Source organism: Streptomyces sp. NPDC059788 (assembly GCF_042732265.1).
Classification (GTDB): Bacteria; Actinomycetota; Actinomycetes; order Streptomycetales; family Streptomycetaceae; genus Streptomyces.
Genome location: NZ_JBHWHY010000056.1, coordinates 1 through 26,048, shown reverse-complemented (window position 1 = coordinate 26,048; position 26,048 = coordinate 1). Strand labels below are relative to the sequence as shown.

Genomic DNA, 26,048 nt, shown 5'->3' with positions numbered 1-26,048 from the left:
GTGCCCGGACGGCTCGCACCTCCTCTTCCCCGCCCCCGCCTGGGCGGACTTCGTCGAGGCCGTGAAGGGGCCCGCCTTCCGCTACTGACCCCCCAGCCCTGCCAGCACCTTGTCCAACGTCACCGGCACCTCCCGCACCCGCACCCCCGTCGCATGCCGGACCGCGTTGACGACGGCCGCCGCCGTCCCCGTGATGCCGATTTCGCCGATGCCCTTGGCGCCGAGGGGGTTGACGTACGGGTCGTCCTCGTCGATCCAGTGGGCCTCGATCTGCTGGACGTCCGCGTTGGCCGTGATGTGGTAGTTCGCCAGGTCGTGGTTGACGAGGAGGCCGTAGCGCGGGTCCGTCACGGTTTCCTCGTGGAGGGCCATGGACAGGCCCATCGTCATGCCGCCGATCAGCTGGGAGCGCGCGGTGCGCGGATTGATGATGCGGCCGGCCGCGAAGACGCCGAGGAGACGGGAGACGCGTACCTCGCCGGTGTCCGCGTCCACCCGTACCTCGGCGAACTGGGCTCCGAAGGCGTGCATCGCGAAGCGTTCGGCGTGCGGGTTGGCGGGGGTCTCGGCCTGGGAGCGGTCGCCGTCGGACGGGTCGTGCCCGTAGCGCTTACGGAAGGCCTCCGCCGCAGCCACGATCGCCGAACCCCACATCGCGGTACCGGAGGAGCCGCCCGCGACGGTCGCCTTCGGAAGAGCGGTGTCGCCGATGCGCAAGGCGATGGCGTCGAGGGGGACGTTCAGCCGGTCCGCGGCGATCTGGGCCAGTACGGTCCAGGCGCCGGTGCCCAGGTCCGCCGCGGCGATGTCCACCCGGTAGCGTCCCTCGCCCAGGTACTCGACGGCGGCGACCGAGCCGGGCACGCGGTTGACCGGGTAGGCCGACGAGGCGACGCCCGTACCGACCAGCCAGCGGCCGTCCCGCCGTACCCCGGGGCGGGGCTCGCGGTCCTGCCAGCCGAAGCGGCGGGCGCCTTCCTTCAGGCACGCCACCAGGTTGCGGCTGGAGAAGGGCTTGCCGGACTCCGGGTCCACCGGCGCGTCGTTGCGGATGCGCAGCTCGACCGGGTCCATGCCGAGGCGTTCGGCGAGTTCGTCCATGGCCACTTCGGGGCCGAACATGCCGGGGCACTCGCCGGGCGCCCGCATCCAGGACGGCACCGGCACGTCCAGGTGGGCGAGCCGGTGGGTGGTCCGCCGGTGCTGCGCCGCGTACATGGTCCGCGTCGGGTTGGCGGACTGCTCGGCGAACTCCTTGATGCGGGAGGTCTGCTCGACGGCGTCCATGCCGATGCCGGTCAGCCGCCCGTCGGCGCCGGCCGCGAGACGTACCCGCTGGTACGTGGGGGTGCGGTAGCCGACGAGGGTGAACATCTGCTGCCGGGTCAGTGCGAACTTCACCGGCCGTCCGGGCACCGCACGCGCCGCCAGCGCGGCGAGCACGGAGTGGGCGTGCGGCTCGCCCTTGGAGCCGAAACCGCCGCCGACGTACGGGCAGATCATGTGCACCCGGCCGCGGTCGAGGCCGAACACCTCGGCCAGGATGTCGCGGTGCCCGTGCACGCTCTGGGACGAGTCGTACAGCGTCAGCTCGTCGCCCTGCCACACGGCGATCGTCGCGTGCGGCTCCATCGGGTTGCAGTGGGTCATCGCGGTCACGTACGTCTCGTCCAGCGCCACCGCGTCCGGGTCCGCCGCTGCCGCCTCCATGGCGGCGTCCAGGTCGCCCAGCACGCTGTCCGTTTCTGCACCACCGTTGGCCGACTCCGGTCGGTACAGCTCGTTCTCGTCCGGATTCAGCTCGGATTCGTGCGGCTCGGTGGCGTAGGTGATCCGTACGAGCGAGGCCGCGTGCCGTGCCACCTCCGGCGTCTCGGCGACCACCGCCCCCACGATCTGCCGGTGGAACGCCACTTCGGGCTCCTGGAGGATCGCCAGTTCCGCGTCCTCCGTGGACGCCAGCCGCTCGGCGTTCTCGTACGTCAGCACGGTGATGACGCCGTCCTCCCGGCACGCGGCCCCGGTGTCGACGGCCGTGATGCGGCCACGGGGGACGGAGGACAGCACGGCGTGCGCGTAGCAGGGGTTCTCGACGGGGTGCTCGAAGGCGTAGGGGGCCTTGCCGGCCACCTTGGCCCGGGCGTCCGCGCGCTCCAGGTCGGCGCCGACGGCCCGGCGCTCGGTCGTATGCGTCATCGTGTCCCCTCCAAGCGGGCCGGAGTCTCCGGTACGAGATCGCGCACGACGGCGACCAGCGTGTTCTGAACCAGCGGAACCTTGAACGCGTTGTCCCGCAGCGGCTGCGCGCCGGACGTCTCGGCGTCGGCCGCCGTACGGCAGCTCTCCTCGGTGGCCGGCCGCCCGCGCAGCGCCCGCTCGGCGCGCTCGGCCCGCCACGGCTTGTGCGCGACCCCGCCCAGCGCGATCCGCGCCTCCCGTACGGTGCGGCCGTCGTCCTCCAGATCCAGCGCCACCGCCACGGAGACCAGCGCGAAGGCGTACGAGGCGCGGTCGCGCACCTTGCGGTAGCGGGAGCGGGCCGCGAACGGCAGGGCGGGCAGCTCGACGGCGGTGATCAGCTCGCCGTGCCGCAGGACCGTGTCGCGGTGCGGCGCGTCGCCGGGCAGCCGGTGGAACTCGGTGAGCGGAATCCGGCGCTCGCCGTCCGGCCCCAGCGTCACGACCACCGCGTCCAGGGCGGTCATCGCCACCGCCATGTCGGAGGGGTGCACGGCCACGCAGTGCGAGGAGGCGCCGAGAACGGCGTGATAGCGGGTCCAGCCCTCCAGGGCCGCGCAACCGGAACCGGGGTCGCGCTTGTTGCAGGGGGCGCTGGGGTCCTGGAAATAGGCGCAGCGCGTGCGCTGGAGGAGGTTGCCGCCGGTGGTCGCGAGGTTGCGGAGCTGTCCGGAGGCCCCGGAGAGCAGGGCCTGGGAGAGGACGGGATAGCGCGAGCGTACGGCGGGGTGGGCCGCGAGGTCGGCGTTCCGTACGTTCGCGCCGACCCGGAGGCCGCCGTCGGCCGGCTCCTCCACCTGGTCCAGGGGCAGCCTGCTGACGTCGACCAGGAGGTCGGGGGAGGCGATGCCGAGCTTCAGATGGTCGACGAGATTGGTACCGGCCCCCAGGAACGCGGCCCCCGGGTGCGCCGCCACGGAGGCCACGGCCCCGGCGGCGCTGGCGGCCCGCTCGTACCGGAACGGCTTCACCGCTTCGCTCCCTCGGCCTCGGCGGCGGTCCCGGCAGCGGTTGCCGCAGCGGCGGCGACGGCCGGAACGATGTTCGCGTACGCCCCACAGCGGCACAGATTGCCACTCATCCGCTCGGCGATCTCGTCATGCCCCAGCGCATCCGGCGCGACGCCCCCTTCCGCGCCCACCTCGGTGACCGCACTCGGCCACCCCTGCGCCGCCTCCCGCAGCACACCGACCGCCGAACACACCTGCCCCGGTGTGCAGTACCCGCACTGGAGCGCGTCGTGGTCGACGAAGGCCTGCTGCACGGGATGCAGTTCGCCGTCCTCGCCCAGCCCTTCGGCCGTGGTGATCTCGGCCCCGTCGTACGACACGGCCAGCGCGAGACAGGTCGTCGCCCGCCGCCCGTCCAGCAGCACGGTGCACGAGCCGCACTGCCCGTGATCGCACCCTTTCTTGGGACTGGTGATCCCCAGCCGCTCCCGCAGCGCGTCGAGCACGGTGGTACGCGTATCCACCGTCACCTCGTACGCCTGCCCGTCGACGTGCAGCCTGATCTCGGTCTCCATGGTCAGCCGAGTCACCACGGAAAGGGGCGGTAAACGACTGCATACAGGTGAAGAGGGGGACGGTACTGTAATCATGAACCTGCCAAACTCGCCGAAGAGGTCGGCTCGTTCCTCTCTTGAAGAACCGTTTGCCCAGATGGCAGCGTCTTTCGGACTGTTACCAGTGTGTTCGGTTGTGCTCAACGGGGGGCGTGTTCTGCATGGGTGTCGTGCTGCCGGGGTGGGCGGACGAAGTCCTCGACATCATCGGGGTGTCGTGGCCGAACGTCGACGAGGACGACTACCGCGAGATGGCGACGGCCATGCGGGAGTTCGCCGGGGACATCAAGGACGGCGCGGGCCAGGCCCATGAGGCGGTGCAGGCGCTGGTCTCCTCGGCGGGCGGGGGCCAGGCGGCCGAGGCGCTGAACGCCCACTGGGACAAGATCAACGGTACCCATCTGACGAAGCTCGCCCAGTGCGGTGAGCTGGCCGCCACCGCGCTGGACGGTGTGGCCGTCCTCATCGAGGGCGCCAAACTCGGCGCGATCGTCCAGCTGGGCATCCTGGCCGCCGAGGTCATCGCCGCCCAGGCCGCCGCCCCCTTCACCTTCGGCCTGTCCGAACTCGGCGCACTGGGCGCCACCCAGGCCACCCGCGTCATCGTCAAGCGCCTGTTCAAGGAGGTCTGCCAGCAGGTCGCCGAACAGGTCGTCAGCATCGCCCTGACCCCCGTCGAAGAGGCCCTGGGCGCGATGGTCGGCGACCTGGTCGTCCAGCTCGGCGCCAACGCGCTGGGCGTCAAGGACGGCGTCGACCTGGGCCGGACCGCCAAGGCGGGCAAGGAGGGCTTCGGCCAGGGCGTCCAGGGCGCCAAGGACGCCGCGGGCAGCCCCATGCAACTCCTGAGCGCGGGCGGTGGTGGTGGCGGTGCGGGCGGAGGCTCCGGCAGCGGCGGCTTCACCTTCGACCACGACGCCCACGACAAGGCCGTCACCGGCCTGCAGAGCGCCGGCGGCCACTTCCGCAACAATGCGGGCGGCAAGATCGGCCGCGCCAAGTCCCACCACAGCCGCACCCGCGGCAAAGACGCCATCGCCGATGCCGCCAACACGATGCTCGACAAGGTCGTCGACGGCCTCGAAGACGCCGTCAAGAAGTCCGCCAAACACCTCGACGACAACATGACCCGCGGCGTCAAACAGATGGCCAAGAACCACAAGGACAACGACAAGGGCCTCGCCGACCACTTCACCGGGCTCGGCAAGGGAGGGACGAAGGACCCGAAGGCTCCCGGAGCGGGGGGCGGCGGGGGAGGCCGTCCGCCGGGGAAAGGAAAGACCGGCGGGAGCGGGGACGGTGCGCGCGATCCCTGGTGGCACGGACACAGCGCCGATCAGATGCGGCACCATCGTGGTAAGCCCATCGACGTTTCGGGCGAGGACCGGCCGACCCAGTTGAACCATCTGGAGGACGAGGCCGTCAAGCTGGCGGACGAGGCCCGGGACGCGAAACACCAGAACAGCAATGTTCCAGGAAAGGACTATCGCAAGGACGGTTGTTCAGGGAGCTTTCTGCATAATGGCATCATCACCTCTCACACGAGCTCCACGCGACGGAAAGCATCTGGGTCTCCGAATTCGGGAGGCGGTCAGCCTCAGGAGTATCCGAAGGCCCACCCGGCGTTGCAGCAGGTTCTCGACGATGTGAAGCAAGGGTTCTTGGACATGGATGAGAAGCCTGCGGCCGGGCATGGAAAGTGTGCCGAGGTGTCGCTCATATCCGACCGCCTGCACCAGATGGACCCGGACGGGACGAAGATAAGAACTCCTGAGGATGCCCGGCGGGCGCTGGAGGGAGGGGTCATGCATACCCGACAGCTGGGAGATGATGTCAGAAAACATCCGGACACCAGAGAGAAGTACGTGCACACGCCGCACGGTGCGTACAAGAAGCCCTGCGACTCCTGTCAGCCGATGCTGGACAGGCTGGGCATCATCGCTCATCGTTGACTGCTGTCCTGAGGGGGAGACGTGACCGACGGAAAATCGAAATACGACATCGACCAGTGGCTCCGCGACAACGGATGGACGCCCGAAAGGGATATCTCCGACCGAATCCCGGACTTCATCGAGGATGCCGTTCAGCAGGCCGAGGACGACGGCCACCCTGCTCCGGTGTTCGAGGTCGCGAAGCGATTTCTGGTTTCTTACGGACTGTTGGAGCTCCGGCACCCGAGAAAAGCTGACTGGGTATTGGAGACGAACCCTGCGGGAGGACACGAGGGTGACTTCGAGGATATCGCCGAACTGTCCGAGGAGCTGGGCGTCGGACTGTTTCGTGTCGGGTACGATGAGCCTGAGTCGGCGAGTATCCTGATAGATGAATCCGGGCGCTTCTACTATCACCACTGGTCCGACAGCTATTTCCTCGGAAATGATGAGCGCGAGGCTTTCGCGAATTGGCTGGTGAACAACTATCAAGGATTGGGCTAGATCATGTCAGGATTGATTCCCGGTACGGCGTCGTCACTGCTGGTGCAGGGGAAGGTGTTCAGTCACACCAACCTCGCCGGCGACGGCGATCCCAAGCTGCACCCAGCGGTACGGGACTTCTTCGATCGCCTGCCGGTGGAAGACCGGGAACCGTTCCTCGGATACTGCGCGGAGTCCGCCCTCGTTTCCGACCAGCTGTGGGGGCTCGACGCGGGGAGCCCCGGCGCTCCGCTCACTCTTGCTGATGCTGCGCCGCACTTCGCCGGCTCCGCCATGGTGTCCAAGAAGATCCGCGAACACGGGGACCCGGAACACGGTCAGTCGACGGCCCCATGTTCTGCCTGCAGAAAGCTGTTGACCGAACTGGGCATCGAGTTCATCGGAGCGTAGAAGGTGAACGAAGGGCAGGTACGTACGGGTGACGCCGCGCGCAGCGCGGTTGCGGTACTTGCCGATGCGGGCTGGCATCCGGCGCGGGATGCCGGATCGGAAGCGCTGCTGGCGATTCTGGAAACGGTCAGCACAGTCGGTGCCCGAGCAGGCATGGAGTGGGAGCTGTTTCCTGCTGCTGAGCGCGCCTTGCGCGCATTTCACGGTCTGGAGTCGGTCGCCTACGGGGCGGGCGTGGAGGTTGCCCTGCGTGGGATTTCCATCGATCCGCGCGAGGGCCGCCACGCGTCGCAGACGTTCCACGAGTTCGGTGCTCGGATCGGCTGCCGCACGTTTCCGTTGGGCATCCACGGCGAGGAGTCCCTGCTGGCCGTGGACGAAGAGAGCCGTCTCTTCATGGTCAACCACGGGGGCTGGTGGTACCTCGGCGATTCGGTGCTCGACGGGCTGACCGTACTGATCGAGGGACGTCGGCCGCGGCGGGTGCGGGAGGACGGGACGTGGGAGCGGATGGAGGACGATTCGGGACCACCGGGAACCGATGGTGGCGCGACGGTGGTGGCGACTACCGCCGAGGGCGCGGGCTCCGTCGCCGAGGTGCGCAGCGTCTTCGGGTGAGAGAGCGGGTACGGGAAGGAGCCACCGGGTCATGACGATGGACATCGAGCTGGAACCGCCGCACGGTATCACCGGTTTTCCGCTCGGCACGACGGCGCAAGCCGTCAAGGCCGCGGCTGCGAAGTGGGGGCAGGTCAGGGTTCAGGACGAGGGAGCCGCCGATCCTGTTCGTCATATGAAGGCCACCGTGCTGCACCCGCAGTTCGAGGTCGTGTTCCATTTCGAGGACGGTGAGACGCTCACGGCGGCCGAGGTGTGGATTCCGCGTCCTGGCCCCGAGCAGATCACCGTGCGCTTCCGGGGTATCGACGTCTTCCGTACGCCCGCCCGGAAACTCCTGGAACGTCTGCAGGAAATGGGGCTCACCGTTCTGGACGAGACGCTCTACGCGTATGTCCCCCAGCTCTCTCTGGGCTTTACGCGCGTCGCCGGTCATGAGGTCCCGTTGGATAGTGATGGGGAGCCGTTGTACTTCCAGGCTGTACTTACTGGGCCGACCGGCTATTACGACTTCCTGATGCCGGAGTCCTGATACCAGGAAAGAGGGGGCATCCCCATTCACGCGACGCCGCCCCGAACCAGACTTCGGTTCGGGGCGGCGTTTTGGGTGTGGGTGGCTACTTCCCCAAATTCGGCGGCGGTATAGGCGTAGTCGCCAGCGACTGCGGAGACGTCGGGCTGGCGAGGGCCGACGGGGCCGATACGGCGGCGGAAGGGTCGGGGGGCGTTTCGCCGGGGGTGTCGGGCAGGGGGCGGGGGGCCAGGGTGATGCCGGCGGCGTCGAGGGCCTTTTTGATGCGCCAGCGGAGTTCGCGCTCTATGCCGGGGGCCTTGCCGGGCATGGTCTTGGCGGAGACGCCGATGGTGACGGAGTCGAGGTGGACCTCGCTCAGGCCGAGGACCTCGACGGCCTCCCAGAGCTGTTCGTTCCAGGGTTCGGCCTTGGACATCTCCTCGCCGACGGTCGTGATGATCTCGCGGGCGCGGTCCAGGTCCTGGTCCTGGGCGATCATGACGTCGACGGTGGCGGTGGACCAGCCCTGGCTGAGGTTGCCGATGCGCTTGACCTCGCCGTTGCGGATGTACCAGATGGCGCCGTTGGGGCCGCGCAGCTTGGTGACGCGCAGGCCGACCTCGACGACCGTACCGGTGGCGACGCCCGCGTCGATCTCGTCGCCGACGCCGTACTGGTCCTCCAGGATCATGAAGACGCCGGAGAGGAAGTCGGTGACCAGGTTGCGGGCGCCGAAGCCGATGGCGACGCCCGCGACGCCGGCGCTGGCCAGCAGCGGAGCCAGGTTGATCTTGAGGACGGACAGCACCGTCAGGGCCGCGGTGCCCATGATGACGAACGAGGCGACGCTGCGCAGGACCGAGCCGATGGCCTCGGAGCGCTGCCGGCGGCGCTCGGCGTTGACCAGGAACCCGCCCAGCGCGGTGCCTTGGGCGGCCGTCGCGGTGCGGTTCATCCGCTCTATGAGCTTGGTGATCGTACGCCGGATCACATGACGCAGGATGACGGCGATGACGATGATCAGCGCGATCTGCAGGGCGGAGGTGAGCCAGGTCGCCCAGTTCTCCTCCACCCATCCGGCGGCGTTGGTGGCCTTTTCCGTGGCGTCGTCGAGCGACGCCCGGCGATGTGGGCCGGGCGGCGTGGCGGCTGGGGAAGCGGACCAGAACACAGCAGGAACCTCCGTGTGGGACAGCAGACCCGGGTCGGGACGGACCGTGCCCGGGGCAGACCAACCACACTAACGGGGCAACGGAGGCGGTCCGCGCCGGTGTTCGAGAGTGACCGGACCAATTACGGGTCTGTTTGGGGGGAAGTAAAGGCGTGTGGTCGAAAACACCTCGGACCCGTTACCCGGTGATGGTGGCGCTCCGACCAGGCACCGGGGGACACTGTGGAGAGATCGTCCCGGCGCGAGCCACGCGCCGCCGGCGTACAAGGAGGCACCCGTGCCGCATGTCCTGGTCCTCAACGCGTCGTACGAGCCGCTCGGCGTCGTACCGCTCCGCCGCGCGCTCATCCTCGTCCTGAACGAAAAGGCCGTCAGCCTTGAGGAGTCCGGCGCCCTGATGCACAGCGCGACCCGTGTGATGCCCGCCCCGAGTGTGGTCCGCCTCAAGCGGTTCGTGCGGGTGCCCTTTCGCGGCCCCGTCCCGTTGACCCGCCGTGCCCTCTTCGCCCGGGACGGCGGGCGGTGCATGTACTGCGGTGGCGTCGCAACCAGCGTCGACCACGTCGTTCCGCGCAGCCGTGGCGGGCAGCACACCTGGGAGAACGTCGTCGCCGCGTGCCGCCGCTGCAACCATGTCAAGGCCGACCGGCACGTCGCCGAGATCGGCTGGCGGTTGCGGCATCAGCCCGCGCCGCCGTCGGGCCTGGCCTGGCGGATCATCGGCACGGGGCATAGGGACCCCCAATGGCTGCCATATCTGCAGCCGTACGGGGCGGATGACGCGCTGGCCCGGATCGATGCCGTATCGGCATAGGTCCGGGTTTTTGTGTAGGGGGTGCCTCCGACCGGGTCCGGGCGGAGTCCGGGCCCGGGTCGGGGACCCGGGCCCGGCACCTGCTAGCCGCCGGCCGGCCACGCCTGGTGGGCCGAGCGCGCGCCTTCGGGTACGTCCTCGGGGGAGCCCGGCCGGGCGGGCGTGCCCGGGTGGGGGCCGCCGGGGTGTTCGGCGGGTGGCGGAGCGGGCTTGTCCGAGCCCTTCACCGCGTACGCCTCCACGCCCCACAGTGAGTAGCCGAAGCGGGTCGCGCGCTTGTCGCCCTGGATGCGGACGAAGCGGGCGTCCTCGGCGTCCATGCGGACGGTTTCGCGCCCGCCCTCGCTGTCGCGGACGGTGGCCGCCGTGCGCCAGGTGACGCCGTCCGCGGAGACCTGGACGCGGTAGGCGGACGCGTGGGCGTCCTGCCAGTTCAGGACGAGGCGGCCCAGGCGGGTGGGGCGCGACAGCGCGAACTGGAGCCAGGCGTCGTCCTGGGCGGGGGAGGACCAGCGGGTCTTCGGGTCGCCGTCGGTGGCGGCCCCGGCCGGGAACTCGGGCGTCTCGTCGCCGGAGGACGTCGCCGCGGCGCCGCGGGCGAGGTCGGGGCCCGCGGTGGGCGGGTAGGTGTGGACGGTCAGGGTCTGCTTCTGGTCTCCGTAGGTGACCGGGATCTCGTACGTGCCGGTCTTGGCGTCCCGGGGGACCGTGACCTGGATGCGGGCGGTGGCGGTGCCGCCGCGCGGGGCCGTGACGTGCTCCGGTGCCCGTACGGTGAAGCCCTCGGGGGCCTTGGCCGTGAGCTTGCCCTCCACGTCGGCGGGGCGGCGGGAGAAGATCCGGGCGTCCACGGAGAAGGTGCCGCCGGTGTCGGCGTCGATCGCGTCGCGGGAGAGTTCCAGGCCCGCCGCCGGGGTGTCGGCGAACCACGGGGTGAAGGAGTGCACGGACGGCGCGGTGGTGCCGTCCTTCCAGGCCAGTCGGACCCCGTCGGCCTTCAGGCCGCGGGCCTCGGTCTGTGTCCAGCCGGTGCCGGAGAGGCCGCCGAGGCGGCGCCAGCCCTCGCCGGGGACGTGCGCCTCCACGGAGACGGCGGCCGCGGCCGGGCTCGGCTCGGTGAGCGAGGTGAGCGCGGTGAGGGGGCGGGGGCGGCCGAAGGGGACGGTCAGGGAGGTGGGGTGGACGTCCTCGGCCGCGGGCGGGGCGGTGTCGGAGCGGGCACCGGTCCATGCGTCGGACTCGGTCATCGCGCGGTCGAGGAAGGGCCCCAGAACGCCCTTTCCGACCGTCGCCGGACTCTTCTTGATCTTCTTGCGCAGGTCCTGGACGGCACGCTGCGCGGTCCAGGCGGCGGAGCCGTCCCCGCGGGCCTGCGCCACCAGCATGTCCACGGCACGTTCGCCCGCCGAGCCGTACCGCGCCAACTGGCGGGCCCAGGGCCGCACTTCGTTGGCGAGACCGGGGGCGAGGCGCTCCGGTGCGCCGCTCATCGTGTGGAACGCGGCCCGCAGCCGGGCGGCGGCCTTGGCGTAGCGCTCGTCGTCGTCCCGGCCGCCGCTGTTGGTGGCGGCGGCGCGGGTCTTCCAGAACGCCTCGATCAGGGGCTTGAGGTACGCGGACTCGTCGGTGCCCAGGACCGAGGAGGCGTCGTTGCCGGCCAGGGCGTGCAGGGCGGCGCGGGAGGCGGCGTCGCCGCCGGCGAGGTCGTCGACGGCGGCCTGCCAGGAGGCGCCGGGGCGGTAGCCGCGCGGGTTCCACGCGTAGTCGGCCGCGGTGAACAGCGCGACGCGGGACGCGGTGGGCTGGGCCATGGCGTTGGCCAGCAGCGCGCTGGAGCCGGTGGCGACGGCGGGTTCGCGGCCCGTGTAGGGGCCGAGGAAGATACGGTCCTGCGCGTAGTCGTTGACCGGGTAGTTGTCCATCGTGACCATCCGGTGGCCGAACACCTCGCGGGCCTCGGCCAGTTCGCCGCCGGTGATGGTACGGGGCACGACCCCGACGCCGGTCCACGCCACCTCGACCCGCTCGGACAGCGCCGCGGCGAGCGCCTTGCGGTAGGCGGTCGAGCCGTCCTGGTAGTACTCGGTCGGCATGAGCGTGAGCGGCGCCGCCTCGGGGTGAGCCTTGGCGAGGTGGTCGGCGAGCGCGTCCGCCACCTTGGCGTGCGCCTTGGCGGCGGCCTCGGGTCCGGAACCGAAGGCGTCGGCGTCCGCGTCGCAGTGCCACTCGCTGTAGCTGACGTCCTGGAACTGGAGCTGGAAGGCGCGCACGCCCAGCGCCCACATCGCGTCCACCTTGCGGCGCAGCGCCTTCAGGTCGTCCTCGGAGGACATGCACATGGCCTGGCCGGGGGAGACGGCCCAGCCCAGCGTCACGTGGTTGGCGCGGGCCCGCTCGGCGAGCGCGCGGAAGTCGTCGCGCTGCGCGGCCGGGTAGGGATCGCGCCACCGGAACTGGCGGTACGGGTCGTCGCCGGGTGCGTAGAGGTAGCGGTTCTGCTTCGTACGGCCCAGGAAGTCCAGCTGGGCCAGGCGCTGTGCGCGGGTCCAGGGGCGGCCGAAGAAGCCCTCGGTCATGCCGCGGACGGTGGTGCCCGGCCAGTCGCGTACGGCCACGGAGGCGAGTTCCTTGCCGCCGCCGGCGCCCTTCTTGCCGGAGCCGGAGCCCGAGCCGCTGCCCGAGCCGTCGGCGGTGCCCTTGCCGTCGTCCTCGGCGCGTTCCACGATCAGCTGCCGCAGCGTCTGCACCGCGTGGAAGAGGCCGTCCGGGCCGACGCCGTCCAGCGCGACGGTGTCCCGGCCCGAGGCCTCGCCGACCGCGAGGCGGTACCCGCCGGCGGGCAGGTCCCCGCGGCCGGGTGCCCGCAGGGCGCGTAGCGCGGACTCCGCGTCCGGGCCGCCGACGCGGAACACCGGGCCCTTGCCCGGCAGCGCCTGCCCCGGGGCGGCCTCGTGGACCGTACGGACCCCGGCGCCGCTCAGCAGGGTGCGCAGCGCGTCCAGGGCGTACGGATCGGAGTCCGGCGCGGCGACGAGCGTGGCCTCGTCGCCCAGCGGTACGGACGCGCCGAGCGACCGCATCGACTGCGGGCGCGGCCACACGGCGGGCGGCTGCCCGGCGGCGACGGTCCGGCCGGTGCCGCCGCTCCCGTCGGACTGGCCGGGCAGGTCGGGAGTGCCGACGGCCGGGTCGGCAGGGGCCGCCTGGGCGGGGGCGGTGCCCCCGAGCAGCCCGCCGATGACGGCGGCGGCGAGGGCGGTGGCCCCGGCGACCCGCGCGCGGGCCCCGGCCCGTACGGCGCCGAAGCGGCCGATGCTGCCGGTGCCGATGCTGGTGGGTCCGGTCAGGTGGGCGTCGGTGTCCCCGGTCGGGTCCGGGTGCGTACGGATGTTCCGGGCGTCACCCGGAGGTGTACTCCCGCTCCCGGCACCGCTTGCGGTCCCGCTCCCGTCCCCGGCCCGGAACGTGCCGCCGGTCCCCTCGCCCTGCCTGCCGATCCATCCGGCGTTTCGAACGCCGCTCCGGATTCGCACGGTCTCTCCTCAGTCCCCGTATTCCTGCGCACCGGCCGACCGGTGCCGCACCGGTGGACCGCTGCCCGGCCGCCCCGCGGCCGCGCGCCCCTGAGTCGGCTGCCGCGGCGGGGGCCTCGTACCCCGTGGAACCCCGCCGGACAAGCCTTCGGCAGTGAGCCCACCACTCAGCGGTGAGGGTGTCAACGGCAGTAGGCGAAGTGCCGGGTTTGCCCTGTGTGACCGGCGTGTCGCGGCGTGTTCCGGGGGCGGGTCTTCGGGCGCGTCGGGGGAGTGCCGGGCGGCCGGGCGCTCTGCCGCGCACCACGCCTCACCCGGGGACGCAGGGGTCACCGCCACCCCGAAGGACTTCCTCCGGAACGCCCGTCCGGTCGGCATCCCTGCGCCGTCATCCGCCCGCCACCGGCAAATCGCCTGCACGAGGGATGTGTGACCTGGGCCACGTTGGTTGAATGGGTACGTCTGCGACCGCCCGGAGTGGGTAGGGCAGGTCGTGTCCCACTACCGACGAACGGGAGGCCCTCCGTGGCCGCGTCCGCTCAGCTTCTTCTCGACGCTCTGTCGTCCGCCCCCGAGTACCCGGCAGAGCGCGTCAAACCCTCGGAGCCGGAGAAAACCCAGCCGGACAAGCCCGTCGAGCCCGATCTGTTCGACGGGGTGTCCGACCCCGACTCCGGTCTGGACGGCTCCGGCTCGCTCTGCTTCTGCGAACCGCCCCTGACCAGCGAGCCCCCGCTCGCCGACGCCGCCCCGCTCACCAGCGAGTCCCCGATCGCCGCCGAGCTGCCGCTGACCAGCGAGCCCACCGCGGCCGGCCTGGGCACGGAGTCCATGGAGGTCTGATGGGCCGACCGCGGCTCGCCGGTCTGCACGGCGTGTGCACGTCCTATGAGCCCGCGCCGGGACGCACCGAACACGTCGCAGACGACACCGTCGTCGCCGTCCTCGCCGCGCTCGGAGTCGACGCCTCGACCCCGCACGCCGTACGCGCCGCACTGGAGGCGTACGACCACGGCGCCGGCCGGGCCCTGCTGCCGCCCACCGTCGTGGTGCGCCCGGGCCGCCCCCCGAAGCTGTCCCGCCTGCCCGAGGGCACCGCCCTGCGGGTGGAGACCGAGTCGGGCGAGGTGCTCGACTGGGGGCCGGACCCCGGAGGGCGACCGGAGGCCGCGCAGGAACCCCGTACCCCTGCCCGAGGCCCCGGCGGCCATGTGGGCCGCCTCCCCCTGGGCATCCACACCCTGCGCGCGCACACGCCCGACGGCCGTTCCGCCCGCGCCCACCTGATCGTCGCCCCCGACCGGATGCCCGCGCCGCCCGGCCGCACCCACGGCTTCATGGTGCAGCTCTACTCCCTGCTCTCCGGCCGCTCCTGGGGCATGGGGGACCTGGGCGACCTCGCCGACCTGGCCGCCTGGTCCGGGCACGCGCTCGGCGCCGGGTTCGTGCAGATCAACCCGCTGCACGCGGCCGTGCCGGGAGCGCCCACCGACCCCTCCCCGTACCGCCCCTCCTCCCGCCGCTTCCCCGACCCCGTCCACCTGCGCATCGAGGACGTCCCCGAGTTCGGCTACCTCGAAGGCCACGCCCGCGGCCGGGTCGACGCGCTGCTCGTACGGGCCCACAAGCTGCGCGAATCGGTGCTGCGCAAGGGTGCGCTGATCGACCGGGACGCCGTGTGGGAACTGAAGAGGGAAGCGCTGGAACTGCTCTGGAAGGTGCCGCTGAGCCCCGGCCGCCGCGCCGCCTACTGCGACTTCCTCGCCGAGCAGGGCACGAGCCTGGAGGACCACGCCACCTGGTGCGCGCTGGCCGAGCGGTACGGGTCCGACTGGCGCGGCTGGCCCGCCGGCCTGGACGACCCGCGCTCCGCCCGTACGGCCCGGATGCGCAGCTCCCTGCTGGACCGGATCGACTTCCACTGCCGGCTCGCGTGGTTCACCGATCAGCAGCTCGCCGCCGCCCAGCGCGCCGCGCGCGAGGCCGGGATGGGCATCGGGCTGGTGCACGACCTGGCCGTCGGCGTCCACCCCTCCGGCTCCGACACCTGGGCGCAGCAGGACGCCTTCGCGGCCGGCATGTCCGTCGGCGCGCCGCCCGACGCCTTCAACTCGCGCGGCCAGGACTGGGGCCTGCCGCCCTGGCGGCCGGACGCGCTGGCCGACCGCGGCTACGCCCCGTTCCGCGGACTGCTGCGCGGCATGCTGCGGCACGCGGGCGCCCTGCGCATCGACCACGTCATGGGCCTGTTCCGGCTGTGGTGGGTGCCGGAGGGCCGGCCGCCGACGGAGGGCGCGTACGTGCGGTACGACGCCGAGGCGATGCTCTCCGTCCTCGCCCTGGAGGCGCACCGCGCGGGCGCCACCGTCATCGGCGAGGACCTCGGGACGGTCGAGCCGGTGGTGCGTACGGAGCTGGCCGGGCGGGGCGTGCTCGGCACGTCCGTGCTGTGGTTCGAGCGCGACTACAGCAAGGCGGTGGCACGGCCGCTGCCGCCCGAGACCTGGCGTGCGGACTGCCTGGCCACCGTCACCACCCATGACCTGCCCAGTACGGCGGCCAGGCTGACCGGGCAGCACGCCGAACTCCGCCACGGCCTCGGGCTGCTGGACCGCCCGCTCCAGGAGGAGCGGGCGGCGGAGGCGGTCGAGGTCGGTGAGTGGCTGGAGTTGCTGCACCGGCTGGGGCTGCTGCCGGAGGGGCGGGGCAGTGAGGAGGCGGCGGTCAGGGCACTGCACCGCTATCTGCTGCGCACGCCCGCCCGCATGATCGGGGTGTGGCTGCCGGACGCGGTGGGGGACCGGCGCCCGCAGAACCTCCCGGGGACATGGGACGAATATCCGAACTGGCGACTGCCGGTCACCAATCCGCAAGGGCGCCCGCTGTCCTTGGAGGAGATCGCCGCGTCCCCCCGGCTGCACACGCTGATGAGCGAACTGCGCACGCTGCGGCGGTAGATGGGGCGGGTGCGGACGGAAGGGCGGGCTGCTTGCGCCGGTCTTCCGGTCGCTCCTGCCGTACGGCACCATGCCGTGGACGCCATCCAGAGATCCGACCAATCGAGGTCGGGGAGTTGGAGGGAACCATGGCAGGAAGAGGCCCGCGCGCCCGCCTGCGCACCGTCTTCGCGCTCACCGTCACCGCCGCCCTCGCTCCATGGGCCCCGCTTGCCCCGCCCCAGGCCTCGGCTGCCGGCGGGCGGCCCACCCCGGCCGGTCACCTCGCGTCCGTCCACCGGACTGCCGCCGCGAGCGCCTGCCACGGCCCCGTACGCCCCGCCTCCCAGATGACCGTCGAGCCGTGCGACACCCCGGCCCGGGTCATCGGGAAGGCCGCCAACACCGTGCCGACGGCGGCCCAGCGCGCCTGGCAGGAGCGGGAGGTCACCGCGTTCACGCACTTCGGCATGAACACCTTCACCGGCCGCGAATGGGGCTCCGGGACCGAGGACCCGAAGTGGTTCGCGCCGCCGCGCGTCGATGCCGGCCAGTGGATGCGCGCGTACCGGGCGGCGGGCGCCGAGCAGGTCATGCTCACCGTCAAGCACCACGACGGCTTCGTGCTCTATCCCAGCCGCTACACCCCGCACACCGTCCTGGCCAGTCCGGGGAAGCCGGACGTCGTCGGCGCGTACGTGCGGGCCGCCCGCGAGGCCGGGCTCAAGGTCGGCCTCTACCTCTCCCCGTCCGACGGCGCCGAACTGCCGCACGCCTGGCACGCGCGCTGGGTCGAGGAGATCCGGCGCAAGCAGTCCGAGGGCAGGCCGCTGAGCCTGCCCGAGCGGGTCGCCCTGGAGGACCGCGGCCGGGCTCCGGCCGGGCTGGGCCGCTTCGGCAACGGCAGCGCGGTCACCGAGCGCACCCTCCCCGCCCTCGTCCCCGGCGACGACCGCGCCGACGCCGTACGCGACGGCCGCCTGCCCTCCTTCACCGTCCGCGCCGACGACTACGACGCCTACTACCTCAACCAGGTCTACGAACTGCTGACCCAGTACGGTCCGATCGAGGAACTGTGGCTGGACGGCGCGAACCCTTGGGCGGACGCCGGTATCACCCAGAAGTACGGGGTGCGCCAGTGGTTCGAGACGATCCGCCGCCTCTCGCCGCGCACCGTCGTCTTCCAGGGGCCGCAGGGGGTGCGCTGGGTCGGCAACGAGAAGGGCGTGGCGCGCGAGACGGAGTGGAGCGTGACCCCGTCCGCCGTCGATCCCCGGTCGGTGTTGTCCGGCGGCCTGCCCAACGACTCCACCGACGCCGACATCGGCTCCCGCGCCAAGCTCCTCGCGCCCACCACCAGGTACCTCCAGTGGTATCCGGCGGAGGCGGACGTCTCGATCCGGCCGGGCTGGTTCCACCACCCATGGGAGCGGCCCAAGGCGCCCGCCCGGCTGCTGGAGCTGTACGAGAAGAGCGTGGGCCGCAACGCGTCGCTGCTGCTCAACGTGCCGCCGGGGCGCGGCGGCCGGATCGAAGCGGCGGACGTGGCCGCGCTCACCGGCTTCGGGCGGGCCGTGCGGGAGACGTACGGCCGTGACCTCCTGGAGGGCGGCCGGGTCCCGGCCGCGCGGCCGGAAGGCGTCACGTTCGACCGGGTCGGGCTCGGCGAGGACCTGCGGTACGGCCAGCGGGTGGAACGGTTCGCCGTCGAGGCGCGGTCCGGCGGGACGTGGCGGCGGATCGCCGGGGGGACGACCGTCGGCCATCGCCGCATCCTGGCGCTGCCCGCGCCGGTGACCGCCGACGCCGTACGCGTACGGGTCCTCGCGTCGCGCGCCGCCCCGCACCTGAAACCGGTGACGGCCCACCGGTCCCGGCCCTGACCTGGCCCTGTCCCGGCCCGGTCCGGCCCTGACCTGGCCCTGTCGGCCCGGTCCCGGTCTTGACCTGGCCCCGGAGCCGTCGAGTCAGCCATTAGGCGACCCCGGGCGCGCGAGGGTGAAAGGCGTCCGATACGTTGACCTTGTGAGCAATCTGGTCAAGAAGAACGCCCTGCGCGCCGGAACCATCACGGCCGGCACCGCGCTGATGCTGCTGATGTCGTCCCCCGCGTTCGCGCTCACCCGCGACGATGGTGACGACCCGGGTCCGGGCCTGAGTGTCGTCCAGACGCTCGGCCTCTATGTCGCCGCTCCCATCGTCCTCTTCCTGGTCATCGCCGGACTGGTCATGGCCGGTGACAAGTCCCGCAAGCAGCCCAAGGGCTGATCCAGGGCTCGTCCCACGCCTCTTCGAGGGCGCCCGCAGGTTCGTGAGAACCGGCGGGCGCCCTCTTTTGCGTGGTACGTCAATGCCCTGCGCCGCCCCCGGAGGCCGGGATTCCGCCGATGGGTTGTTTTCACCTGGGCCTAACCTACGATGGCGTAACCTACGGAGCCGTAGGTACCCCCCGTCCCCAGGAGTCCCCGTGACCATCGCCCCCGACCGTCATGCCGGAGAGCGCGGCCACGCCGCATGGAGCGACACCCGGCTGCTGTACGCCCTCGAAGAGGTCGTCGACAAGGAGCTCAACCGGCACCTGAAGGCCGCCAAGGAGTGGATGCCGCACGAGTACGTGCCCTGGAGCGACGGCCGTGACTTCGACGGCGTCATGGGTGGCGAAGCGTGGGCTCCCGAGCAGTCCAAGGTCACCGACATAGGGCGGATCGCCCTGGTGGTCAACCTGCTGACCGAGGACAACCTGCCCAGTTACCACCACGAGATCGCCACCCTCTTCGGGCGCGACGGCGCCTGGGGCACCTGGGTGCACCGCTGGACGGCGGAGGAGGGGCGGCACGGCATCGTCATGCGGGACTACCTGCTCACCAGCCGGGCCGTGGACCCGGTCGAGCTGGAGCGGTTCCGCATGGCGCACATGTCGGCGGGCTTCGAGTCCGACAACGCGCACAGCATGCTGCACTCCATCGCCTACGTCGCCTTCCAGGAACTGGCGACCCGCATCTCGCACCGCAACACCGGCCACCACTCCGGCGACCCGGTCTGCGACCGGATGCTGGCCCGCATCGCCACCGACGAGAACCTGCACATGGTCTTCTACCGGAACCTGCTCGCCGCGGCCTTCGAGCTCGCGCCCGACCAGACCATGTGCTCCGTACGGGACGTGGTCACCGGCTTCCGCATGCCGGGCCACGGCATGCCCGGCTTCGAGCGCGCCGCGGCCCGGATGGCGATCGGCGGGATCTACAACCTGCGCATCCACCACGACGACGTCCTCCAGCCGGTGCTGCGCTACCTGAAGGTCCTGGAAATCGGCGGCCTTGGCCCGGCCGGGCTGCGGGCCCAGGAGGAGCTGGGGCTGTTCATGGGCGGCCTGGACGACCAGGCGCGCAAGTTCGACGAGCGGCTGGCGGCCCGCGAGGCCCGCCGGGCGGCGCGGGGCTAGGGAGGACCCTCGGCGGCCCGCGAGGCCCGCCGGACGGCGCCGTTCCCCGGCCGGCTGATGCGTACGCTGCCCGCATGGCCGACTGGGACATCAAGAAGCTGCGTATCCTGCGCACCCTCCATGAGCTGGGCACGGTCACCGCTGCCGCCGAGGCGCTGCACCTGACGCCCTCGGCGGTCTCGCAGCAGCTGACCGGGCTGGCCAGGCAGCTCGGGGTGACGCTCCTGGAGGCGCACGGCCGGCGCGTACGCCTGACGGACGCCGCGCACCTCGTCCTGCGGCACGCCGAGGCCGTCTTCGCGCAACTGGAGCGCGCGGACGCCGAATTGCTCGGCTACCTCCAGGGCGAGGCGGGGGAGGTGCGGGTCGGCGCGTTCTCCACGTCGATCCCCGCGCTGGTGGTCCCCGCCGTACGGGAGCTGCGCCACTCGCACCCCGGGCTCCACGTGTCCGTACGGGAGGCGGAGGCGGCCGAGGCGTACGAACTGCTCGCCGAGGGCAGTGTCGACCTGGCCCTCTCGCTCGCCGCGCACGCGCCGACGCCGCGTGACCCGAAGTTCACCCGGCTCTCGCTGCTCGCCGACCCGCTGGACGTGGCGCTGCCCGCCGGGCACCCGCTGGCGGACGAGCCGGGGCTGCGGCTGGCCGACCTGGCGGACGAGCGGTGGATCTTCGGGAGCAGCGGGCCCTGGTCGCAGATCACCACCACCGCGTGCGAGCACGCCGGTTTCGTGCCGGAGCGGGCGCACGCCGCCGCCGACTGGGACGCGATCCTGGCCATGGTCGGCGCGGGCATGGGGGTGGCGCTGGTGCCCCGGATGGCGATGTCGGGCGTACGGGGCCGGGGCGGGCCGGGGCGCGGCGGCGGTACCGCGGCGCGGTCCGGGGTGGCGGTGCGGGTGCTGCGGGCCGACCAGCCGCGGCGGCATGTCGTGGCGGCGGCGCGGCGCGGTGCGGAGGGGGCGCCGGGGCCGGCCCGGGTGCTGGCGGCGCTCCGGCGGGTGGCCGAGGGCCTGGCCGTACGGCCCGACGGGGCAGCCGACGACGACCGGTGACCACCCTGCGGAAGCATTCAGTTTTTCTGAACCTAACCTCCAGAAACTTTCGATAGACCTGGAGTAAACGTCCCTGCAATCGTCGAGGAGTCCGCGTCACCCCCTCACCGAAGGGCAGAGATGACCACCACCCCGGCCGTTGCCTCCTCCACCGACCCGCACGCCAACGACGCCGCTCCGTACGGCGGCGGCGATCCGTACGCGGACTACCGCGGCGGGGACTTCCCCTTCACCTCGCTCGTCGACCTCGCCGACCGCCGCTTCGGCGCCGGTGTGATCGCCGCGAACGACGAGTTCTTCGCCGAGCGCGAGAACCTGCTGAAGCCCGGCCCCGCGGTCTTCGACCCGGAGCGCTTCGGCCACAAGGGCAAGATCATGGACGGCTGGGAGACCCGGCGGCGGCGCGGGGCCGACGGCACGCACCCCTTCCCCGCCGACGACGAGCACGACTGGGCGCTGATCCGCCTGGCCGCCCCGGGCGTCATCCGCGGCGTCGTCGTCGACACCGCCCACTTCCGCGGCAACTATCCGCAGCAGATCACCGTCGAGGCCACCTCCGTGGCCGGCAGCCCGAGCCCCGAGGACCTGCTCGCCGGCGACGTGAAGTGGGAGGAGATCGTCCCCCGTACGCCCGTCCGCGGCCACGCCGCCAACGGCTTCGCGGTGAGCGCCGAACGCCGCTTCACCCACCTGCGCCTCAAGCAGCACCCCGACGGCGGCGTCGCCCGGCTGCGGGTGCACGGCGAGGTCGTGCCCGACCCGGCGTGGCTGGACGTGCTGGGCACCGTCGACCTGGCGTCCGTCATGAACGGCGGTGTCGTCGAGGACGCCTCCGACCGCTTCTACTCCTCGCCCGCGCAGATCATCCAGCCCGACCTGTCCCGCAAGATGGACGACGGCTGGGAGAACCGCCGCCGCCGGGTCCGCGACACCAACGACTGGGTACGGTTCCGCCTCGCCGCGCAGGGCGAGATACGCGCCGTCGAGATCGACACCGCGTACCTGAAGGGCAATTCGGCGGGCTGGGCGGCCCTCTACGGATGCGACGCGCGGACCGCCGACCCGGCCGACGACGCGTCCTGGTCCGAGATCCTGCCGCGGACGAAGCTCCAGCCCGACACCCCGCACCGCTTCGCGCTCCCGCGCCCGGTCACCGCCACGCACGTACGGCTGGACGTCTTCCCCGACGGCGGCCTCGCCCGGATGCGCCTGCACGGCGACCTCACCGACGAGGGCCGCGCCGAACTGGTACGCCGCTTCGACGAGCTGAACGACTGAGCCCACCCGGCGACGGGGCCCGCGGGAGGGGAGCGGGGCCCGGCAGCCGGCCGGCCCGCCCGGCAGACGGCAGCGCGTCGCGCGCCGTCCGCCGGGCGTCACCCATGCCGGGGCCGTACGGCTACGCGGCCGCCCCGTCCGCCCGCTGTGCCTTCAGTGCGCGCTCGACGCCGGAGCGGGACTCCGTCACCAGGCGGCGCAGGGCCGCGCTCGGCTCGGCCGAGGCGAGCCAGGCGTCGGTGGCCTCCAAGGTCGCCTCGGAGACCTGGAGGGACGGGTACATGCCGACCGCGATCTGCTGCGCCATCTCGTGGCTGCGGCTGTCCCAGACGTCCTTGACCGCGGCGAAGTACTTCTGCGCGTACGGGGCCAGCAGCTCCCGCTGGTCGGTCTGGACGAAGCCGCCGATCACGGCCTCCTGCACCGCGTTGGGCAGCTTGTCGCTCTCGACGACCGAGGCCCACGCCTCCGCCTTCGCCTCGGCGGTGGGCCGGGACGCCCGCGCCGCCGCGGCGTGCCGCTGGCCCGCCGAGGTGCGGTCGCGCTCCAGCTCCGCCTCGATGGTCTTCTCGTCGGCGCGGCCGGTCGCGGCCAGCCGCTCCACCAGCGCCCAGCGCAGCTCGGTGTCCACGGCCAGGCCGGAGATCTCCTGCGTGCCGTCCAGCAGGCCCTGGAGCAGGTCCAGCTGTGCGTCGGTACGGGCCGCGGCGGCGAACGCGCGGGCCCAGGCGAGCTGGTGGTCGCTGCCGGGGGCCGCGGCCCGCAGCTGCTCCAGCGTGGCCTCGGTCCACTTGGCCAGGCCGGTCTCGCGCCAGGCCGGAGCCGCGTACAGGTCGAGCGCCAGCTTCACCTGCCGGTGCAGCGACTGCACGACGCCGATGTCGGACTCCTTGGTGATGCCCGACAGCACCAGCTCCAGGTACTCGCGGGTGGGCAGCTCGCCGTCGCGCGTCATGTCCCACGCCGAGGCCCAGCTCAGCGCGCGCGGCAGCGACTCGGTGAAGTCGCCCAGGTGCTCGGTGACGACGCGCAGCGAGTCCTCGTCCAGCCGGACCTTCGCGTACGACAGGTCGTCGTCGTTGAGGAGGATGACGGCCGGGCGGGGCGTGTTCTCGGGGAACGGCACCTCGGTGCGCTCGCCGTCCACGTCCAGCTCGATCCGGTTCGTACGGACGAGCTTGCCGTCCTTGAGGTCGTAGCAGCCGATGGCGATGCGGTGCGGGCGCAGCACCGGCTCGCCCTTGGCGCCGGCCGGCAGCGCGGGGGCCTCCTGGCGTACGGCGAAGGAGGCGATCGTGCCGTCCTCGGCGAGCTGGAGCTCCGGGCGCAGGATGTTGATGCCGGCCGTCTCCAGCCACGCCTTCGACCAGGTCTTCAGGTCCCGGCCGCTGGTCTCCTCCAGCGCGCCGAGCAGGTCGGACAGGCGGGTGTTCTTGAAGGCGTGCGCCTTGAAGTACGCCTGGACGCCCTGGAAGAACTCGTCCATGCCGACGTAGGCGACGAGCTGCTTGAGGACGGACGCGCCCTTGGCGTAGGTGATGCCGTCGAAGTTGACGAGCACGTCGTCCAGGTCGCGGATCTCGGCCATGATCGGGTGCGTGGAGGGCAGCTGGTCCTGCCGGTACGCCCAGGTCTTCATCGAGTTGGCGAACGTGGTCCAGGCGTGCGGCCAGCGGCTGCCCGGCGCGTGTGCCTGGCAGGCGATGGAGGTGTAGGTGGCGAACGACTCGTTCAGCCACAGGTCGTTCCACCACTCCATGGTGACCAGGTCGCCGAACCACATGTGCGCCAGCTCGTGCAGGATCGTCTCGGCGCGCGCCTCGTACGCGGCGTCGGTCACCTTCGAGCGGAAGACGTACTGGTCGCGGATGGTCACCGCGCCCGCGTTCTCCATCGCGCCGGCGTTGAACTCCGGCACGAAGAGCTGGTCGTACTTGGCGAACGGGTACGCGTAGTCGAACTTCTCCTCGAACCAGTCGAAGCCCTGCCGGGTGACCTCGAAGATCGCGTCCGCGTCCAGGTACTCGGCCAGCGACGGACGGCAGTAGATGCCCAGCGGCACCGAGCGCCCTTCGCCCTCCCAGGTGCTGTGCACGCTGTGGTACGGGCCGGCGATCAGCGCGGTGATGTAGGTGGAGATCCGCTGCGTCGTCTCGAACCGCCACACGTTGTCCCGCGGCTCGGGCGCCGGCGAGTTCGAGATCACCGTCCACCCCTCGGGGGCCTTGACGGTGAAGGTGAACGTCGCCTTCAGGTCGGGCTGCTCGAAGCTGGCGAACACCCGGCGGGCGTCCGGCACCTCGAACTGCGTGTAGAGGTACGCCTGCTGGTCGACGGGGTCGACGAAGCGGTGCAGGCCCTCGCCGGTGTTGGTGTACGCGCAGTCCGCGACGACCTTCAGCTCGTTACGGCCCGCCAGCAGCCCCGGCAGCGCGATCCGGGAGTCCCGGAACACCGTGCCCGGGTCCAGGGACGCACCGTTGAGCACCACCTCGTGCACGGTCGGCGCCACCAGGTCGATGAACGATTCCGCACCCGCCTCGGCGGCGTCGAACCGCACCGTCGTCACCGACCGGTAGGTGCCGCCCTCGCCCGCCTCCTGCGCGCCGGAGAGGTCCAGATCGATCTCGTACGCGTCCACGCTCAGCAGCCGCGCCCGCCGCTGCGCCTCGTCGCGGGTCAGATTCGTGCCAGGCACCCGTTCATCTCCTTCGCTTCGGACTTTTTCCCATCCTTCCACGCGGCGGGTGATCACCCGATCGTGGGCATCGATGGATATCGTGGATTTCCGGGCGGACGCCGGCCTTACGCTCCGGCTGAAAGGAGGCGCCGCGATGACCCTGATGCATCACGACACTGTTGAGGACATCATGCGGGCCGAGAAGGGCCACGAGCTGCTGCGCTTTCTGGAGAAGATCCCCGAGCTGGACCAGCTCAAGATCGAGCTCATCGACGGAAAGATCGTTATGCAGGCGTCGGCAGCACCGTTCCACAACTACATCGTTGCCCTGCTCACCGCGCAGATGATCGGCGAGGGGAGGATGGTGCTGCCCGAGCAGGCGCTCATCTCGGAAATTTCCAGTTTCGAGCCCAAGGCCGATCTCACGATCACCACCGAGGAAGCCGTCCGCGGCAACCCGAACCCCCTCCCCGCCGACCGCGTCGACCTCGTCGTGGAAGTCGTCTCCTCGGACCGGGACAGCGACTACACCAAGAAGCGCTTCTGGTACGCGATGAGCCGCATCCCGCTCTACCTCCTCATCGACCCCAACGAATGCATGATCGAGCTGTACTCGGAGCCGGACCACCTGACCTACCGCCGGGTGGACCCCTACCGGTTCGGCGACCCGGTGCCGCTGCCCGAACCGTTCTCGTTCGCCGTCGACACCACACGGTTCAAACCGTATCCGCCGAAGCTGCCGTAGACCCGCGTCAGCTCGGCGTCCGATTTCCGCCGGAAACGGGCCGGATGCCTGTCCACCCTGTACTTATGACGACGTACACACCTCTCCCCATCCCCGAAGCGGCCCTCAAGGAACTGCGCGTCTCGGACGACTCCGGGCGGGCCGTGGAGCCGTTCGCCGCCGGGGGTGCGAGCGATCACGTGGACAGTGTGGGCAGCCCGCTGCGGTGCTGTCTGCGGGGTATCGAGGAAGGCGAGCGGGTCGCGCTCGTCTCGTATGCGCCGCTGCGGCGGTGGGCCGAGGAGAGCTGGGCCCGGCCGGGGGCTTACGACGAGTGCGGGCCGGTGTTCATTCATGCCGGGGAGTGCGGCGGGCCGGAGGCCAGCCGCCCTGGATACCCCTTCGCGCGGCCGGGGGCCCTGCGGACGCTGCGGCGTTACGACGCGGACGGGCACATCGTCGGCGGGCGGTTCTTCGAGATCCCTGAGGACGCGGGCGCCGGGTTCGACGCGGCCTTCGCGGAGGCGTTCGCGCAGCCGGACGTGGCGTTGGTGCACGTCCGCGCGCTGGAGTACGGGTGCTTCCAGTTCGAGGTGCGGCGGCCGTAGGGGAGGGACGCGAACGCGCCGGGGCCCGTACGGAGATTCCGTACGGGC

21 protein-coding genes are annotated in these 26,048 nt (G+C 71.7%); 15 read left to right on the top strand and 6 right to left on the bottom strand.

Going from position 1 to position 26,048, the window contains the following annotated elements:
* Positions 1–81 precede the first annotated feature (81 nt).
* The 3 genes from ACFV57_RS35765 to ACFV57_RS35755 are packed head-to-tail and all read right to left on the bottom strand — an operon-like array spanning position 82 to position 3,763.
* Positions 82–2,196 carry a xanthine dehydrogenase family protein molybdopterin-binding subunit gene (locus ACFV57_RS35765; protein WP_385241038.1) on the bottom strand — a complete coding sequence of 705 codons (2,115 nt, stop codon included), beginning with the start codon at positions 2,194–2,196 and terminating at the stop codon, positions 82–84.
* On the bottom strand, positions 2,193–3,209 hold the full coding sequence (locus ACFV57_RS35760; protein ID WP_385241035.1) for an FAD binding domain-containing protein: 1,017 nt from the start codon (positions 3,207–3,209) through the stop codon (positions 2,193–2,195). Before ACFV57_RS35760 ends, ACFV57_RS35765 begins: the two co-directional genes overlap by 4 nt.
* On the bottom strand, positions 3,206–3,763 hold the full coding sequence (locus tag ACFV57_RS35755) for a (2Fe-2S)-binding protein (RefSeq protein WP_385241109.1): 558 nt from the start codon (positions 3,761–3,763) through the stop codon (positions 3,206–3,208). The genes ACFV57_RS35760 and ACFV57_RS35755 overlap by 4 nt, the downstream gene beginning before the upstream one ends.
* Before the next feature lie 200 nt (positions 3,764–3,963).
* On the opposite strand from ACFV57_RS35755, the gene ACFV57_RS35750 reads away from it, so the two are divergent.
* From ACFV57_RS35750 to ACFV57_RS35730, 5 genes are read left to right on the top strand one after another with little or no spacing between them, the layout of a single operon-like run.
* Positions 3,964–5,754, top strand: coding sequence for a YwqJ-related putative deaminase (locus ACFV57_RS35750; protein WP_385241032.1), 1,791 nt, complete (start codon positions 3,964–3,966; stop codon positions 5,752–5,754).
* 21 nt (positions 5,755–5,775) lie between these two features.
* The gene (locus tag ACFV57_RS35745) at positions 5,776–6,237 is read left to right on the top strand and encodes an SUKH-3 domain-containing protein (RefSeq protein ID WP_385241029.1); all 462 of its coding nucleotides are present in this window, start codon (positions 5,776–5,778) and stop codon (positions 6,235–6,237) included.
* Positions 6,238–6,240: 3 nt separating this feature from the next.
* Positions 6,241–6,627: a YwqJ-related putative deaminase gene (locus ACFV57_RS35740; RefSeq protein ID WP_385241026.1), complete on the top strand. Its 387-nt coding sequence runs from the start codon at positions 6,241–6,243 to the stop codon at positions 6,625–6,627.
* A gap of 3 nt (positions 6,628–6,630) precedes the next feature.
* A complete protein-coding gene (locus ACFV57_RS35735; RefSeq protein WP_385241023.1) occupies positions 6,631–7,245 on the top strand; it encodes an SUKH-3 domain-containing protein in 615 nt (204 codons plus the stop codon).
* Positions 7,246–7,276: 31 nt separating this feature from the next.
* On the top strand, positions 7,277–7,777 hold the full coding sequence (locus ACFV57_RS35730) for a hypothetical protein (protein ID WP_385241020.1): 501 nt from the start codon (positions 7,277–7,279) through the stop codon (positions 7,775–7,777).
* Between the two features lie 85 nt (positions 7,778–7,862).
* On the opposite strand, the gene ACFV57_RS35725 is transcribed toward ACFV57_RS35730, so the two are convergent.
* Positions 7,863–8,930, bottom strand: coding sequence for a mechanosensitive ion channel family protein (locus ACFV57_RS35725; protein ID WP_385241017.1), 1,068 nt, complete (start codon positions 8,928–8,930; stop codon positions 7,863–7,865).
* 277 nt (positions 8,931–9,207) lie between these two features.
* On the opposite strand from ACFV57_RS35725, the gene ACFV57_RS35720 reads away from it, so the two are divergent.
* Positions 9,208–9,744, top strand: coding sequence for an HNH endonuclease (locus tag ACFV57_RS35720; RefSeq protein WP_073761385.1), 537 nt, complete (start codon positions 9,208–9,210; stop codon positions 9,742–9,744).
* A gap of 83 nt (positions 9,745–9,827) precedes the next feature.
* Here ACFV57_RS35720 and ACFV57_RS35715 read toward each other — a convergent pair whose 3' ends face one another.
* Positions 9,828–13,058, bottom strand: a complete 3,231-nt coding sequence (locus tag ACFV57_RS35715; protein ID WP_385241106.1) for a beta-N-acetylglucosaminidase domain-containing protein — start codon at positions 13,056–13,058, stop codon at positions 9,828–9,830.
* A gap of 744 nt (positions 13,059–13,802) precedes the next feature.
* Here ACFV57_RS35715 and ACFV57_RS35710 point away from each other — a divergent pair.
* The 7 genes from ACFV57_RS35710 (at position 13,803) to alc (ending at position 21,988) form a co-directional block, all read left to right on the top strand.
* Positions 13,803–14,120: a hypothetical protein gene (locus ACFV57_RS35710; protein WP_385241013.1), complete on the top strand. Its 318-nt coding sequence runs from the start codon at positions 13,803–13,805 to the stop codon at positions 14,118–14,120.
* Positions 14,120–16,234 (top strand): 4-alpha-glucanotransferase, encoded by a 2,115-nt coding sequence (gene malQ / locus ACFV57_RS35705; RefSeq protein WP_385241010.1) that lies wholly within the window; start codon positions 14,120–14,122, stop codon positions 16,232–16,234. Before ACFV57_RS35710 ends, malQ begins: the two co-directional genes overlap by 1 nt.
* Before the next feature lie 128 nt (positions 16,235–16,362).
* Positions 16,363–18,096, top strand: coding sequence for an alpha-L-fucosidase (locus ACFV57_RS35700; RefSeq protein WP_385241007.1), 1,734 nt, complete (start codon positions 16,363–16,365; stop codon positions 18,094–18,096).
* Between the two features lie 142 nt (positions 18,097–18,238).
* Positions 18,239–18,481: a hypothetical protein gene (locus ACFV57_RS35695; RefSeq protein ID WP_385241004.1), complete on the top strand. Its 243-nt coding sequence runs from the start codon at positions 18,239–18,241 to the stop codon at positions 18,479–18,481.
* A gap of 199 nt (positions 18,482–18,680) precedes the next feature.
* Positions 18,681–19,655 carry an acyl-ACP desaturase gene (locus ACFV57_RS35690; RefSeq protein WP_385241001.1) on the top strand — a complete coding sequence of 325 codons (975 nt, stop codon included), beginning with the start codon at positions 18,681–18,683 and terminating at the stop codon, positions 19,653–19,655.
* Positions 19,656–19,729: 74 nt separating this feature from the next.
* Positions 19,730–20,710 carry a LysR family transcriptional regulator gene (locus ACFV57_RS35685; RefSeq protein WP_385240998.1) on the top strand — a complete coding sequence of 327 codons (981 nt, stop codon included), beginning with the start codon at positions 19,730–19,732 and terminating at the stop codon, positions 20,708–20,710.
* A 120-nt stretch (positions 20,711–20,830) separates the two neighbouring features.
* Entirely contained in the window at positions 20,831–21,988 is a 1,158-nt protein-coding gene (gene alc, locus ACFV57_RS35680; protein WP_385240994.1) for an allantoicase, read from the top strand.
* Between the two features lie 121 nt (positions 21,989–22,109).
* Here the strand turns inward: alc and pepN are convergent, their stop codons facing one another.
* Positions 22,110–24,686, bottom strand: coding sequence for an aminopeptidase N (gene pepN / locus ACFV57_RS35675; protein ID WP_385240991.1), 2,577 nt, complete (start codon positions 24,684–24,686; stop codon positions 22,110–22,112).
* A 136-nt stretch (positions 24,687–24,822) separates the two neighbouring features.
* On the opposite strand from pepN, the gene ACFV57_RS35670 reads away from it, so the two are divergent.
* Positions 24,823–25,413 (top strand): Uma2 family endonuclease, encoded by a 591-nt coding sequence (locus tag ACFV57_RS35670; protein ID WP_385240988.1) that lies wholly within the window; start codon positions 24,823–24,825, stop codon positions 25,411–25,413.
* Between the two features lie 65 nt (positions 25,414–25,478).
* Complete coding sequence (locus ACFV57_RS35665; RefSeq protein WP_385240985.1) at positions 25,479–26,000, top strand: DUF1203 domain-containing protein; 522 nt, start codon at positions 25,479–25,481, stop codon at positions 25,998–26,000.
* The last annotated feature ends 48 nt before the right edge of the window (positions 26,001–26,048 follow it).

What these genes read in the sequence shown, in the direction of transcription:
- ACFV57_RS35740 (WP_385241026.1), top strand. Translation starts at nt 6,241, where the DNA reads ATGTCAGGATTGATTCCCGGTACGGCGTCGTCACTGCTGGTGCAGGGG.
- alc (WP_385240994.1), top strand. Translation starts at nt 20,831, where the DNA reads ATGACCACCACCCCGGCCGTTGCCTCCTCCACCGACCCGCACGCCAAC.
- ACFV57_RS35730 (WP_385241020.1), top strand. Translation starts at nt 7,277, where the DNA reads ATGACGATGGACATCGAGCTGGAACCGCCGCACGGTATCACCGGTTTT.
- ACFV57_RS35700 (WP_385241007.1), top strand. Translation starts at nt 16,363, where the DNA reads ATGGCAGGAAGAGGCCCGCGCGCCCGCCTGCGCACCGTCTTCGCGCTC.
- ACFV57_RS35670 (WP_385240988.1), top strand. Translation starts at nt 24,823, where the DNA reads ATGACCCTGATGCATCACGACACTGTTGAGGACATCATGCGGGCCGAG.
- ACFV57_RS35750 (WP_385241032.1), top strand. Translation starts at nt 3,964, where the DNA reads ATGGGTGTCGTGCTGCCGGGGTGGGCGGACGAAGTCCTCGACATCATC.
- ACFV57_RS35665 (WP_385240985.1), top strand. Translation starts at nt 25,479, where the DNA reads ATGACGACGTACACACCTCTCCCCATCCCCGAAGCGGCCCTCAAGGAA.
- ACFV57_RS35765 (WP_385241038.1), bottom strand. Translation starts at nt 2,196, where the DNA reads ATGACGCATACGACCGAGCGCCGGGCCGTCGGCGCCGACCTGGAGCGC.
- ACFV57_RS35755 (WP_385241109.1), bottom strand. Translation starts at nt 3,763, where the DNA reads ATGGAGACCGAGATCAGGCTGCACGTCGACGGGCAGGCGTACGAGGTG.
- ACFV57_RS35685 (WP_385240998.1), top strand. Translation starts at nt 19,730, where the DNA reads ATGGCCGACTGGGACATCAAGAAGCTGCGTATCCTGCGCACCCTCCAT.
- malQ (WP_385241010.1), top strand. Translation starts at nt 14,120, where the DNA reads ATGGGCCGACCGCGGCTCGCCGGTCTGCACGGCGTGTGCACGTCCTAT.